Source organism: Agromyces sp. NPDC057679, from assembly GCF_042799635.1.
Lineage (GTDB): Bacteria > Actinomycetota > Actinomycetes > Actinomycetales > Microbacteriaceae > Agromyces.
On sequence record NZ_JBHVIK010000001.1, the window covers coordinates 786018 to 798499 of the forward strand.

Genomic DNA, 12482 nt, shown 5'->3' on the forward strand with positions numbered 1-12482 from the left:
GCCGTGAAGAGGAGGGCCCGTGCCCGACGCGACGACCCGAGACATCCCATCGGATGCCGCGACCGGCGCCGACCTGCTCGCCATCGCCCGTGCCGAGGCCACGCCGTCGCACGCGATTCGCGAGCGGGGCCTCGTCGAGGCCATCCCCGAGCTCGCCGCGCTCGCATCCACCCCGCAAGATCCGGAGTGGCATCCCGAGGGCGACGTGCTCGTGCACTCACTGGGGGCAGCCGACCTCGCCGCCGCGTACGCCGTCGTGCACGGCGTCGACGACGACCGCCGCGCGCTGCTCGTGCTCGCCGCGCTCTTCCACGACATCGGCAAGCCCGACACCACCCGCCGCAGAGACGGGCGCATCATCTCGCACGGCCACGCCGAGCGCGGCGCCCAGGTGATCCGGTCGATGGGGCGACGGCTGCGACTCCCCCAGTCGCTCGTGATCGCGGCCGCCGCCATCACCGAGACCCACATGGCCCCCGCCTCGGTGCAGGGCGAGCCCTCGGCGCGGGCGGTGCGCCGGCTTCGAGCACGTCTTGAAGCAGCAGGCACCTCGCTCGACGACTGGGCGATCGTCGTGCGCTGCGACGGCGCGGCCCGCAGCTCGGCGGCGCGACCGGATGCCTCGGTGCCATGGGTGCGCGTCGCACAGACCCTCGACCGCTGACCGCGGCCCGGATGCCTGCCCGCGGGCGGGCGACACGAGCGGACGAACCCCAACCCCTTGCTACCGTGGCGGCATGGAGGAGCAGCTCGCACCCGTCCTCGCCCACCTCGATCGGGCCGATCCCGGCGAGATCGTCGGCGTCTACCTGTACGGGTCGGCGATGTCGGGCGGGCTCCGGCCCGACAGCGACCTCGACGTCCTCGTGCTGACGCGTCGCTCGCTCACCGCCGACGAGCGCGCGGCGCTGACGCGAGTGCTGCTCGACGCGTCGAGCGGGTCGGCGCACCCGCTCACCCTGTCGGACGGCAGCACGGGCCGCCCGCTCGAACTCACGTGCGTGGTCGTCGACGAGCGCCGACGGTGGCCCGAACCGGCCGAGCACGACTTTCAGTACGGCGAGTGGCTGCGCGCCGACCTCGAAGGCGGGCAGACGCTCGAGCCGACGATCGACCCCGACGTGCCGATCCTGCTCGCGACCGCGCAGACGGCGCACCGGGTGCTGCGCGGCCGGCCGCTCGACGAGGTCGTCGCCCCGGTGCCGCCCGCAGAACTGCGCGAGGCGATGCTCGCGAGCATCCCCGACATCCTCGGTGAGATCGTGGGCGACGAGCGCCACACGCTGCTCGCCTTCGCCCGCATCGTCACGACGCTGCGCACCGGCGAGATCGTGCCCAAGGATGTCGCGGCCGCAGCCGTCGCGGCCACGCTGGCGCCGAGCGACCGGGCGCTCCTCGAGCGCGCGCGGGCGGGCTACCTCGGCGAGGCCGAGGATGACTGGACGGGCCTCGCCGACGAGGTCACCGCGCTCTCCCACGCGCTCGCGGCGCAGGCGCACGAACTGGCGGCGCCCCGGGTGTAACCTGCGAACACCGTTGCCACCGAGCCCGGCGCATCGGCCCCCGCCCACCGAGGAGCGACCCGTGCGCCTACGTGCCGTCGACATCGTCGACGTCTTCGTCTACCTCGTCGTGCTCGGGCTGTTCACCCAGTTCTTCCCGACCGTCATCACCGAGTCGTTCCTCGTCTCCCTGCTGACGGCGGTGCTGTTCAAGCTCGCGCTCGAGGTCATCGCGGTCTTCAAGCAGCGCATCCTCGAGCGGGTGCGCGCGTCGCGAACGCCAGCCCGCAAGACCCTCAACGCCGCGCTGCTGCTCGTGCTCGGCGCGGGCAGCAAGTTCCTCATCCTGTGGCTCACCGACCTGCTGTTCGGCGATGCAGTGCAGCTCGGCGGGTTCTTCTCCGTCACGCTGCTGATCGTCGTGCTCATGGCGGCGCGTCTCGGCATCCGCCTGCTCGTCGACGGCAAGCGGCCGCGCGACGGGAGCGCCTGACCCGCTGACGCTCACCCCGCGAGCAGCTCCGCGGCGATCGCCTCGCCGAGCACGCGCGCGCCCTGCTCCGACGGGTGCAGCCCGTCGTACGACATCCCGTCGGCGAACCTGCCCTCCGCGGTGCGGAGGCCGGCCGAGGCATCCACGAACCGCCAGCCGCGATCGTCGGCGAGCGCTTCGAGCTGCTCGTTGAATTGCGTGGCCGCCTCGGGGAACGCGTCGGACGGCGGGATCGACGAGACGACCACGTCGTCGATGCCGACCGTCGCCACGATGCGATCGAGGTTCGCAGCCGACTCGTCGAACGGCACGCCGAACGCGAGGTCGTTGGTGCCGGCGAGCACGACGAGCACGTCGGCGTCGACCGCGGTGACCGAGTCGGCCATGTACGAGGTCGGTGCACCCCACTCGGCCCAGCCGCCCACGAAGTCGGCGCCGGCCTCGACGGCGTACGCCGCCCACGATTCGCTGCCGAGGTCGCCACCGGCGAGATCGGGACTGTTCGCGTCGGTGATCGAGTCGCCGACGACGGCGAAGCTCGTCGACCCCGCGGTCGGGTCGGTTCGGCCGGCCGATGGGGATGCCGCGCCCGGGCTCGCGGCACCATCGGCCCCCGCGCCGCCGGCCGAGGAGCACGCCGCCAGCGCTGCGCCCCCCAGCACCGCGAGAACGAGCGCGACGGCCCGCCCTGCGAGGCGTCGCGACGGGCGAACGATGACGGCACCCATGCTGCGAGTCTACGAACGACGACGTCCGCGGAGCCCTGCCAGACTGGGCGGATGCCGAATGCACCGATCGACCACGCTGCCGCGCTCGCGATGTGGGCCGAGTACCGCGCCGCGCATCCGACGATCGCGACCGACGCCGAGGAGCCGTCGGCCGAGCGGTTCGGCGATCACCCCGAGCTGACCGACGAACTGCTGGGCCTCGTGCTCGACGGCACGAAGCGTGCGACGGCGACGCTCGTCGCCGAGTTCGAGGCCGAGGGGCAGGCGCTCCCTCGAGTCGGCAGCCACTGGATCGCGTGCGACTCGACCGGCGCACCCCGGGTCATCCTGCGCAGCACCGAACTGCGCGTCGGGCCGTTCACGAGCGTCGACGCCGCCTTCGCGTACGACGAGGGCGAAGACGACCGCTCGCTCGCCTCCTGGCGCGAGAACCACGCGCGCTACTGGCGACGCGCGGCCGCCGCCATCGGCATCGAGTGGACCGAGCAGCACGAGGTCGTCTTCGAGCGCTTCAGCGTCGTGTGGCCGCCCGAAGCAGCCCACGACCGCTCGGCGTAGGCACCCGTCACGCCTCCGCGGTGCGCTCACCGCCCTGCTGCGGGCGCGGCGACCGGGCGGCGCGCCCGGGCATGATGGCGAGGGCGAGCAACGCGGCGACCGCCGCGACGACGGCGCCGAACCAGTACCCTCGGTCGAAGGCGGTGATCGCGTCGCCGACGAGGGCGGCGGCCGCGATGCTCGAGACGGCCGAGACGCCGGTCGCGGCGCCGAACTCGTGGAAGGTGCTGAGCACACCCGATCCGATGCCGGCCTCGTGCGGCGCGACCGCCGAGAACAGGCTCGTCGACGACGCAACGAATGTCGCGCCGATGCCGAGCGCGGCGACGGTCATCGCGATCACGAGCACCGTCATGCTCGCGATGCCGGCAGCTGCGGCCATGCCGAGCGCCGCGATGAACAGGCCGACGACGGCGGTCGCGCGCGCGCCGAAGCGCCCGAGGGCGCGGGCACCGAACTGGGCGCCGCCGATGGTGCCGAGTGCGACCGGGATGAAGACGAGCCCGGTGTCGAGGGCGGAGAACCCGTGCACCTGCTGGAAGGTGAACGAGCCGAGGAAGAACACGGCGATCATGAGCGCGGTGGCGACGAAGATGAGCCCGAGGCCCGAGGCGACCGGGCGGCGCGCGAGCATGCCCAGGTCGAGCAGCGGAGTGCGAGCGGTGCGCTGGCGCCAGACGAAGAGCGTGTATCCCACCGCTCCGCCGAGGAGTGGCAAGAGCACGGCGAGGCTGAGCCATCCGCCGTCGCCCGCGTTCACCAGCGCGAAGATCACGCTCGCCGTCGCCAGCGTCACGATCACGGCGCCGAAGAGGTCGAGGCGGCCGCCCGAGCCTTGGAAGCTCGGCAGGATGCGCACGAACGCGATGAACAGCAGCACGCCCACGGGCACGTTCACCCAGAAGACCCACGACCAGCCCGGACCCGACGTCAGCAGCCCGCCGAGCAGCACGCCGATCGCGGCACCGGCCCCGCCGAGGGCCGACCAGACGCCGAGTGCCTTGGCGAGCTCGGCGCCCTGGAACGTGCGGGCGATCGTCGAGAGCGCCGCTGGCGACATCGCGGCCGCACCGATGCCCTGGAACGCTCGACCGATGAGCAGGGTCGTCGGGTCGGCGGCGAAGCCGGTGAGCAGTGAGGCGAGTGTGAAGACGGCAAGGCCCACCAGCACGATGCGGCGCGAGCCGAAGACGTCGGCCGCCTTGCCGCCGAGCAGCATCAGGCCGCCGAACATGAGCGCGTAGATGCTCACCACCCAAGTGAGCTCGCCGCGACCGAGCCCGAGCTCGGCGCCCATCTGCGGCAGGGCGAGCGCCACCACCGTGACGTCGACGATGAGCATGAGTTGCGCGAGGCCGAGAAGTGCGAGCATGCGCCATCGCCGCTGGTACGGCTGCGCGGTGTCACCGGTCTCGGGGTGCGGTCGTTGCTCGGACATGCGTCGCCCTCATCTCAAGTCGAACTCGTGTGTACGAGTTCGCACGATAACATGAACACGTGTGTTCGACAACGGTGCGGTAGGAGATGGCCGCGACTTTCGCAGCCACGTCGAAGACCCGAGGGGCCTCCTCGGGGGCCCGGGACGCCGCGCCTCAGCCTTGCGCGGCCACGATCGCCAGCGCCGTCTCGACCACCAGGCGCGGCGCATCGGCGACGGCGAGCTCCTCGCGGTGCACCGCGCCCGATGCGGCGTGCAGCACGGCCTGGATGGTGGTGATCTGCCACTCCACCGGCATGTCCGCGCGGAACACGCCCGCCTGCCGTCCGCGCTCGAGCAGGGCGCGCACCCGCTGGGCGGGGCCCTCGTGCGCGAGCTGCATCTGTTCGGCCGGAAGCGCCTGCCCGGCCGCGATCACGATGCCGCCGAAGCGGTGCGTGAGGTACCAGCTCGCCTCGAGCAGTCGCGCGAGCGCCTCCCGCGGGTCGCCGTCGATGTCGACCTCGCGCAACGCGAGCTCGGTCTCGTCGATGGCGCGCGTCGCGACCTGGGCGACGAGGTCGGTGCGCGAGTCGAAGTGCCCGTAGAGGGTCACCCGGCCGACCCCGGCGGCCTTGGCGATGTCCTGCACGCTCGCATCGGGATCCACCGCGAGCAGCCGCGTCGCGGCATCGAGGATCGCCTCGATGTTGCGACGGGCATCCGCGCGTTTGGCTGGCGTGGCGGGAGCGGCCAAGGTGACTCCTCTTCGCGGCGATCGACGATCTCGTACGGTGCTGTCCATGATAGGGCGGGCGCGTCTCGGGGCCGGGCAGCGCCGCCTCCCCGTTCCGCCCCGGCTCTGAATTCGCAGAGAGGGCTAGGGCTTCGGCGAGAGCAAGCGTAGATTGCGTTATATCGCGTTTCCGACGTGGCTCTGAAGCCGCGTCTCGGCTCGACGAAGGCGGAGACATGAACGTGAATCACGAACGACGGCTCGTCGTGCACGATGCCCTCGGGCGCCCCGGTGGGAGGTGGGAGCCGTGGAGGTGCTGCTCGGCATAGTCATCGCGTTCCTCGTCTTCGTCGCCGTCTCGATCCTCACGGTCGTGCTGGTGGCGCGCGCCGTCTTCCGGCGCATCCGCCGCAACCGCGCGGTCGCCGCGACGGCGCTGCGCGCGCGGGCCGGCTTCAGCCGCGGCCCGCGTCGAAAGGTGCTCACCCTCCGCGTGCGCCTCGCCGAGACGCTCGACAGCGGCCGAGCCGCGATCGACCTCGCCGCGCAGAGCGGCGGCGCGCACGGCGAACTGCCGCGGCTCTTCGGGCGCATCGCGACCGAGGGCGAGGCCCTCGACCTGCAGCTGCGGCTGCTCGAGAGCGAGACCGACCAGGCCGTGCTCGCCCGCGAGCTGCCGCTGGCCGACGATCGCGTCGAGCAGGTGACGTCGCTCGTGCGCCGACTGCGCGCAGCGGTGTCGGCGGGGCTCGCCGGATCCACCGACGACACGCTCGGAACCCTGCACTCCGAGATGGAGCGTGAGGTCGCCGCCCTCGCCGCCGGGGTGCAAGAGCTCCAGCGCCTCAACCGCCGCGATGAAGTCGTCGCCCCGACCCGACCGCCGGCACGACCGCCGACCCGATCCGCGAGCGCCGTGCGGCGCCCGAATCCGACGTTCGACCTGAAGGAGACCCGACCATGAGCGACAACACCTCACGCGTCCGCACCATCTTCCGCAGCAAGACCAAGAAGGCCCTCGACAAGATCGAGGACCCGCGTGAAACGCTCGACGACAGTTACGAGCAGCAGGTGAAACTGCTTCAGCAGGTGCGCCTGGCGGTCGCCGACGTCGCGACGGCGAAGAAGCGCATCGACCTGCAGGGGCAGGAGATGGGCACCCGCTACCAGCGCCTCGGCGAGCAGGCCCGCGAGGCGATGGCGCAGGGCCGCGAAGACCTCGCCCGGGCGGCACTCGAGCGCCGCGCACTGCTCGAATCCCAGGTCTCGAAGCTGCAGGACCAGTACGCCTCGATGCAGCAGCAGACCGCGCAGCTGCAGCAGCGCGAGCGCCAGCTCTCCGAGCAGGTCGCCGCGTTCCGCGTCGAGAAGGAGACGATCAAGGCCACCTACACCGCCTCCGAAGCGCAGGTGAAGGCGAACGAGGCGGTCGCCGGTATCGGATCGAGCATCGACGACGTCGGCGCCAGCCTCGACCGCGCGAAGGACCGCGTCGCGCAGATGCAGGCGCGCGCCGCCGCGACCGACGAGCTGCTCGCGAGCGGAGCGCTGAAGGACCTCACCGCCGCCCCCGACGCCGACATCGAGCGCCAGCTCGCGGTGCTCTCGGCGAAGGCCGAGGTCGATCGCCAGCTCCAGGCGATGAAGCAGGATGACTCGTCGGCCCCGAGTTCGCAGCAGCACCGCGAGGGCCCCGACGGGTGGTTGAGCATCGGGCAGTAGCCGAGCCGGGAGCGAATCGCGGGGTTGCCCCGCCGCCGTCCGGGCTGCCACGATGCCAGAAGCCTGACGCGACTGGAGATGCGATGCCCGACACGCTCGACCGACCGGCGGCGGCCGCCCTCTCGACCCTGCCGGGCGCGACGATCATCCGCCGCATCCGGGGGATGATCTTCTCGGCGCTCTCCACGGCGCTCGTCTACTCGTTCGTCGGCACGGCGAGCAAGGGCGGCTGCGTGGGCGGCTCGCCCACCGACGGCTTCATGGAGGTGAACGGCAGTCCCGCCGACATCGCACCGACGTGCGTGCAACTCAACCTGCGACCGAGCGCGATCGTGTTCGTCGCGATCGCGGTGACCGTCATCGTGGCGATCACGCTCGTCCTCCGCCCAGGGCGCACGGAGGCATCCGCCCTCCGCGTCATCGACCGCGCGGTGGTCGTCATGATCGCCGGCACACTCGCCTTTGCGGCGTTGACGATGGTCTCGTTCTTCGCGATCCCGCTCGATCCGCCGAGCCCCGGCGAGCCCTTCATGATCCCGTTCACCTTCGGCCACGTCGAGGTCGACATCACTCCGTAGCCGTCTCGGCGCGATCCGACCGACGGAGCACGCCGCGGGTCTCGACGCGCGGCCCGCACGGGCGCATCATGGCCCCATGACGACGCCGACCCTCACCGCGCAGCTCCGGCTCGACCTCAGGCATCGCCTGCGACCCATGTCGGGCCGCAACCCCGACGAACCGCATCGCGCCGTCACGCCGCTCGAGCTGCTCTACGACCTGACGTACGTCATCGCGTTCGCCGCCGCGGCCGACGAGCTCGCGCACGCGCTGTTCGTCGGCGAGGTCGGTCCCGGCATCGGCGCGTACCTCTTCGCGATCTTCGGGGTGTCCTGGGCGTGGCTCAACTTCACCTGGTTCTCGTCGGCATACGACAACGACGACGCGCTCGTGCGGGCGGCCGTCGTCGCGCAGATGGTCGGCGTCGTCATCTTCGTCTTCGGGCTGCCCGTCAGCTTCGAGGATGCCGCGCACGGCGCCAGCCCGAACAACATGCTGCTCGTCGCCGGCTACATCGTCATGCGCGTGCCGCTCATCGCGCTCTGGCTGCGCGCGGCGCGCGAGGATCCGGCCCATCGGCGCACCTCCGTCGCCTACGCGGTCGTGATCGCAGTTGCGCAAGTCGGTTGGCTGCTCACGACCGTCCCGGGCATCCCCGCCGGTGCGACGGTCGCGGCGATCGCCGTGCTCGCCGTCGCCGAGCTCATCGCACCGCTCGTCATCGAACGCCGCTACGGCCGCGCCCCCTGGAACGCCGGCCACATCGCCGAGCGGTTCGGGCTGCTCACGCTCATCACGATCGGCGAGGTCATCGCGGGAACCGTCGCGGCGGTCGGCGCCCTCGTCGCCGAGCAGGGGTGGTCGGTCGCGGCGGTCGCGATCGTCGCAGCCGGGCTCCTGATCGCCGCCGGGCTCTGGTGGGCGTACTACCTGATCCCGTCGCGCACCATCCTCGAACGATGGCCCGAACGCACCTGGGGCTGGCGATACGTGCACCTGCCGTTGTTCGGCGCGATCGCCGCCGTCGGCGCAGGGCTCCACGTCGCCGCGCTCGGGGTCGAGCACCAGGAGCTCAGCCTGCTGCAGATCACCCTCGCCCTCGCGGTGCCGGTCGCGTGCGTGGTCGTGCTCGTCTTCCTCATCTGGAGCGTGCTCATGCGCTCGATGGACTTCACGCACGTGCCGCTGTTCATCTGCAACCTCGTGCCGCTCGTCGCCGCGGTGATCATCGCGGCCGTCGTCGACGCGGGGGCGCCGATCGACCTCGAGCCCGGTGGCGACCTCACGGCTCTCGTGACGGTGATCGGGTTGGTGTCGCTGTCGTGCGTCATCGAGGTCGTCGGCCACGAACTCGTCGGCTACTCGCACACGCTGCAGGCGGCGAAGCGGCACCTGCTCGAGCCAGAGATCGACCAACGGCACGCCGCGACCGACGCGGCCGAGGCATCCACCTGATCGCTCACCGCCCTCGCCGCACTCGCGTCCTCGGCGACGAGTGGCGACGAGCGGCTACGCCCAGCCGAGTTCGCCGAGCTTCGCGTCGTCGAGCCCGAAGTAGTGCCCGATCTCATGCACGATCGTGATGCGCACCCGCGTGCGCAGGGCGTCGAGGTCGGCGCTGTGCGCCTGCATGTTGTTCTTGAAGAGCGTGATGCGATCGGGCAGCTCGCCGAAGCCGTAGACCCCGCGCGTCTTCAGCGGGCGACCGCTGTACAGCCCGTAGAGCCGCGGCCGCTCCCCCGGCGGCTGGTCCGCGATGAGGATCGCGACGTTCTCGACGCCGCGCACCATGTCGTCGGGCAGCGCGTCGAACACCTCGGAGACCATCTGCTCGAACTCGTCGTCGGAGATCTCGACCATCTGCCCATTGTGCGCGCCGAACGACGGGCCACGGCGCCCGTTCGCGTGCAGCGAAGTCAGGCCGAGCCCTCCTGGGCGGGATGCCCCGCGCCCCCGTCGCTCTGCAGGAACGCGAGCACCGCGGCCACCCGCCGGTGCACGCCCGACTCGGGCAGCCGCAGTTTCGTGAAGATCGCGTTCACGTGCTTCTCGACGGTCGACGTCGACAGGAACAGTGCCTGCTCGATGCCGGCGTTCGTCTTGCCGGCGGCCATCTGGCGCAGCACCTCGAGTTCGCGCGGCGAGAGCGTCGCGAGCGGACTCGACGCCCCGACCGCGCTGCGACGACGAACCAGGGTGTCGACGATCTGCGGGTCGATCACCGAGCCACCGGCGCACACCTCGCGGAGGGCGTGCACGAGATCCTCGAGGTCGCCGATGCGGTCTTTCAGCAGGTACCCGAGCCCCGCCGAGCCGTCGGCGAACAGCGCCAGCGCGTAGCTCTCGTCGGCGTGCTGCGAGAGCACGACCACCCCGGTCGAGTCGGTCGAGGCCCGGATGGCGTGCGCCGCATCGATGCCCTCCATGTGGTGGCCCGGCGGCATCCTGATGTCGGTCAGCACCGCGTGCGGTGCGAGCCGGCGCACCGCGTCGAGCAACTCGACGCCGCTGCCGACCGACGCGACCACGTCGACCTCGCCCGAGTCCTCGAGCAGCCGGCGCACGCCCTCGCGCACGAGGTAGTTGTCCTCGGCGATGACGACGCGCAGCACCTCCGGCTCAGCCAACGGCCACCCCCTCCGACGTGGTCCCGGCGGCGACGCCGTCGACGGGCAGCTCGACCGTCACGATCGTGCCCGACGGCTCGTTCGCCGAGACGCGCATGGTGCCGCGGAGCGCCGCGACCCGGTCGCGGATGTTCGCGAGGCCGCCGTGCGACACCGGCACGCCGTTCGCACCGTGCCCCGACGCCCGCGCGGCCGCCGCCTGCTCGGCATCGATGCCGCAGCCGTCATCGGCGATCGCGATGCGCAGCCGCCCGTCGTCGCGCGCGAGCCCGACCGAGGCGTGCGTCGCGTTCGCATGCTTGGCGGTGTTCGCGAGCGCCTCCCGCACGACGTAGTACGCCGTGGTCTCGACGTCGTCCGAGAACCGTTCGCCGCGCACGCGATCGTCGGCCTCGACGGTGAGCGGGATCGGGAATCGCGCCACCCCCGACTCGACAGCGGCGGCGAGCCCGTTGTCGCTCAGCACCGGCGGGTGGATGCCCCGTGCGAGCTCTCGCAGGTCGGTGAGCGTGGCACGGGCCTGCTCCTGCAGCTCCTCGAGCTCCGCCGAGGTGAGCTCGCCGCGCTGCAGCCGGTTGCGGGCGAGCCGGAGTCCCGCGATCTGGGCGACGACGTCCTGCTGGATTCCGTCGTGCAGGTCGCGCTCGAGGCGTCGGCGCTCGTCGTCCTGCACGGCGATGAGCCGTTCGCGCGAGGCGGTGAGCTCGTCGAGCTGCTCGGCCAGCTGCGCCGCCAGGCGAACGTTCGCCACGGCTGCCGCGGCCTGACCCGCGACGGTGCGCAGCAGCATCCGCTCGGCCTCGCCGTACTCCCCGCGCCGCCGCGGCCCGACCTCGATGCGCCCGAGCAGCTCGTCGCCGTGCACGAGGTCGCACGCGTCGGCGGCTGCCTCGTCGGCCGCGGCCGCACCCGCGCTCGCTCCCGCGACCTCGCTCGGCATCGGTGCGAGATCGCCGTCGGCCGCCACGAGTCCGATGCGCACCCACGAGGCATCCAGCCCCTCGCGCACCGCCTCGGCGAGTCGCGTGAGCAGCTCGCGCGGCTCGACCGCCTGCTCGAGCCGGGCACCGAGCTCACCGAGCATCTCGAGCTGTCGCTCACGGTCGCCGAAGAGCCGGCGGTGCAGCCGGCGCTGCAGCCAGGTGCGCACGGGCAGCAGCGCCACGGCGAGCAGCGTGGTGATGAGGATCGCCGGCACGGCGCGCAGCGGCGGGGCGAGCAGCAACGCCGGCGTCGCGACGGCGGCCGCGTAGATGACCGTGATGAGCAGATTCGACGACCGCGCGACGAGCCGGCCGCGATCACCGGGTGCGATGTCGAACGCGCCGTAGCTGAGGATGCCGTGGATCGCGGCGATGGGGATCGCGATGAGCGAGGCGTACACCAGCACCTGGACGAACCAGTTGTCGAAGAACGTCCAGAGCGCGAAGGCGACCATCGCGCCGGCGACCACGAGGGCCATGACCCGCGTGCGGGCGCGCACCTCGGGGGCGCCGAACAGCGCCCGGGTGCCGAGCACGGTGAGCCCGATCGCCACGGCCACCCACGACTGCACGACGAGGTAGTGCACCGCGGGCGCCGCCCATTCGAGCCACGGCACCGCGTACGGATTCGGGACCGCGTCACCGCTGATGCCGATGTACGGCGACATCACGACGTGCGGGGTCGTGAGGAGCGTCAGCGGGGCGGCGAGCAGGGGCAGCCAGAGGAACACGACCGCGATCCGCTGCCATCGGTGCTCGACGACGCCGTCGGGGAACGTCGCGAACACCATCAGGAACGCCGCCGTCGCGGTGCCGTCGGCGGTCAGCCCGATCCCGTTGACGAGCGGGAACCACGGCTGGGCGGCGAGCTGGGGGTTCTGCAGCATGAGGGTCTCGTAGGCCGCGCTGACGAGCATCGCCGTCGCGGCGAGCGCGACCAGAACGGCCGTGCGCGACGCCGAGACCGTGAGCAGCCAGATGCCGAAGACGAACATCGGCAGGACCCCGAGCATGGGCCACGCGAGCGTGTGGTCGGCCTGCCCCTCGACGAAGCCGCGCGCGACGACGATGTAGACCAGGGCCGCGACCCCGATCGGGCCGAGCGTCGCCAGGCACACCCACCTGCGTTCCACGCTTCCATCGTCCTCCTCTCGCGCG

The 12482-nt window shown here is 72.0% G+C and carries 14 protein-coding genes; 8 read left to right on the forward strand and 6 right to left on the reverse strand.

Annotation, left to right across the window (positions count from 1 at the left end; all coding sequences use genetic code 11):
• The first annotated feature begins 19 nt into the window (after positions 1–19).
• From ACFVAJ_RS03490 to ACFVAJ_RS03500, 3 genes are all read left to right on the forward strand, one after another.
• A complete protein-coding gene (locus tag ACFVAJ_RS03490) occupies positions 20–664 on the forward strand; it encodes an HDIG domain-containing metalloprotein (protein WP_376941407.1) in 645 nt (214 codons plus the stop codon).
• Positions 665–737: 73 nt separating this feature from the next.
• Positions 738–1523, forward strand: a complete 786-nt coding sequence (locus ACFVAJ_RS03495) for an aminoglycoside adenylyltransferase domain-containing protein (RefSeq protein WP_376941408.1) — start codon at positions 738–740, stop codon at positions 1521–1523.
• Between the two features lie 61 nt (positions 1524–1584).
• Complete coding sequence (locus ACFVAJ_RS03500; protein WP_376941409.1) at positions 1585–1995, forward strand: hypothetical protein; 411 nt, start codon at positions 1585–1587, stop codon at positions 1993–1995.
• A gap of 11 nt (positions 1996–2006) precedes the next feature.
• Here the strand turns inward: ACFVAJ_RS03500 and ACFVAJ_RS03505 are convergent, their stop codons facing one another.
• A complete protein-coding gene (locus tag ACFVAJ_RS03505) occupies positions 2007–2723 on the reverse strand; it encodes an SGNH/GDSL hydrolase family protein (protein WP_376941410.1) in 717 nt (238 codons plus the stop codon).
• 51 nt (positions 2724–2774) lie between these two features.
• Here ACFVAJ_RS03505 and ACFVAJ_RS03510 point away from each other — a divergent pair, with 51 nt between their 5' ends.
• A complete protein-coding gene (locus tag ACFVAJ_RS03510) occupies positions 2775–3281 on the forward strand; it encodes an ASCH domain-containing protein (RefSeq protein ID WP_376941411.1) in 507 nt (168 codons plus the stop codon).
• A 7-nt stretch (positions 3282–3288) separates the two neighbouring features.
• Here ACFVAJ_RS03510 and ACFVAJ_RS03515 read toward each other — a convergent pair whose 3' ends face one another.
• A complete protein-coding gene (locus ACFVAJ_RS03515; protein WP_376941412.1) occupies positions 3289–4719 on the reverse strand; it encodes an MFS transporter in 1431 nt (476 codons plus the stop codon).
• 154 nt (positions 4720–4873) lie between these two features.
• Positions 4874–5455 (reverse strand): TetR/AcrR family transcriptional regulator, encoded by a 582-nt coding sequence (locus ACFVAJ_RS03520; protein WP_376941413.1) that lies wholly within the window; start codon positions 5453–5455, stop codon positions 4874–4876.
• 286 nt (positions 5456–5741) lie between these two features.
• Between ACFVAJ_RS03520 and ACFVAJ_RS03525 the strand changes: the two genes are divergently transcribed.
• The 4 genes from ACFVAJ_RS03525 to ACFVAJ_RS03540 all read left to right on the forward strand — a co-directional run bounded on the left by ACFVAJ_RS03525 (position 5742) and on the right by ACFVAJ_RS03540 (position 9169).
• Entirely contained in the window at positions 5742–6398 is a 657-nt protein-coding gene (locus ACFVAJ_RS03525) for a hypothetical protein (protein WP_376941414.1), read from the forward strand.
• Entirely contained in the window at positions 6395–7156 is a 762-nt protein-coding gene (locus ACFVAJ_RS03530; RefSeq protein ID WP_376941415.1) for a PspA/IM30 family protein, read from the forward strand. The genes ACFVAJ_RS03525 and ACFVAJ_RS03530 overlap by 4 nt, the downstream gene beginning before the upstream one ends.
• Before the next feature lie 83 nt (positions 7157–7239).
• Positions 7240–7734: a hypothetical protein gene (locus tag ACFVAJ_RS03535; protein WP_376941416.1), complete on the forward strand. Its 495-nt coding sequence runs from the start codon at positions 7240–7242 to the stop codon at positions 7732–7734.
• Positions 7735–7810: 76 nt separating this feature from the next.
• Positions 7811–9169, forward strand: a complete 1359-nt coding sequence (locus ACFVAJ_RS03540; RefSeq protein WP_376941417.1) for a low temperature requirement protein A — start codon at positions 7811–7813, stop codon at positions 9167–9169.
• 54 nt (positions 9170–9223) lie between these two features.
• Here ACFVAJ_RS03540 and ACFVAJ_RS03545 read toward each other — a convergent pair whose 3' ends face one another.
• The 3 genes from ACFVAJ_RS03545 to ACFVAJ_RS03555 are packed head-to-tail and all read right to left on the reverse strand — an operon-like array spanning position 9224 to position 12457.
• Entirely contained in the window at positions 9224–9574 is a 351-nt protein-coding gene (locus tag ACFVAJ_RS03545; RefSeq protein WP_376941418.1) for a metallopeptidase family protein, read from the reverse strand.
• 56 nt (positions 9575–9630) lie between these two features.
• Positions 9631–10341 carry a response regulator gene (locus ACFVAJ_RS03550; RefSeq protein WP_376941419.1) on the reverse strand — a complete coding sequence of 237 codons (711 nt, stop codon included), beginning with the start codon at positions 10339–10341 and terminating at the stop codon, positions 9631–9633.
• The gene (locus ACFVAJ_RS03555; protein ID WP_376941420.1) at positions 10334–12457 is read right to left on the reverse strand and encodes a sensor histidine kinase; all 2124 of its coding nucleotides are present in this window, start codon (positions 12455–12457) and stop codon (positions 10334–10336) included. Before ACFVAJ_RS03555 ends, ACFVAJ_RS03550 begins: the two co-directional genes overlap by 8 nt.
• Positions 12458–12482 lie beyond the last annotated feature (25 nt).

What these genes read in the sequence shown, in the direction of transcription:
- ACFVAJ_RS03495 (WP_376941408.1), top strand. Translation starts at nt 738, where the DNA reads ATGGAGGAGCAGCTCGCACCCGTCCTCGCCCACCTCGATCGGGCCGAT.
- ACFVAJ_RS03505 (WP_376941410.1), bottom strand. Translation starts at nt 2,723, where the DNA reads ATGGGTGCCGTCATCGTTCGCCCGTCGCGACGCCTCGCAGGGCGGGCC.
- ACFVAJ_RS03510 (WP_376941411.1), top strand. Translation starts at nt 2,775, where the DNA reads ATGCCGAATGCACCGATCGACCACGCTGCCGCGCTCGCGATGTGGGCC.
- ACFVAJ_RS03515 (WP_376941412.1), bottom strand. Translation starts at nt 4,719, where the DNA reads ATGTCCGAGCAACGACCGCACCCCGAGACCGGTGACACCGCGCAGCCG.
- ACFVAJ_RS03530 (WP_376941415.1), top strand. Translation starts at nt 6,395, where the DNA reads ATGAGCGACAACACCTCACGCGTCCGCACCATCTTCCGCAGCAAGACC.
- ACFVAJ_RS03535 (WP_376941416.1), top strand. Translation starts at nt 7,240, where the DNA reads ATGCCCGACACGCTCGACCGACCGGCGGCGGCCGCCCTCTCGACCCTG.
- ACFVAJ_RS03540 (WP_376941417.1), top strand. Translation starts at nt 7,811, where the DNA reads ATGACGACGCCGACCCTCACCGCGCAGCTCCGGCTCGACCTCAGGCAT.
- ACFVAJ_RS03545 (WP_376941418.1), bottom strand. Translation starts at nt 9,574, where the DNA reads ATGGTCGAGATCTCCGACGACGAGTTCGAGCAGATGGTCTCCGAGGTG.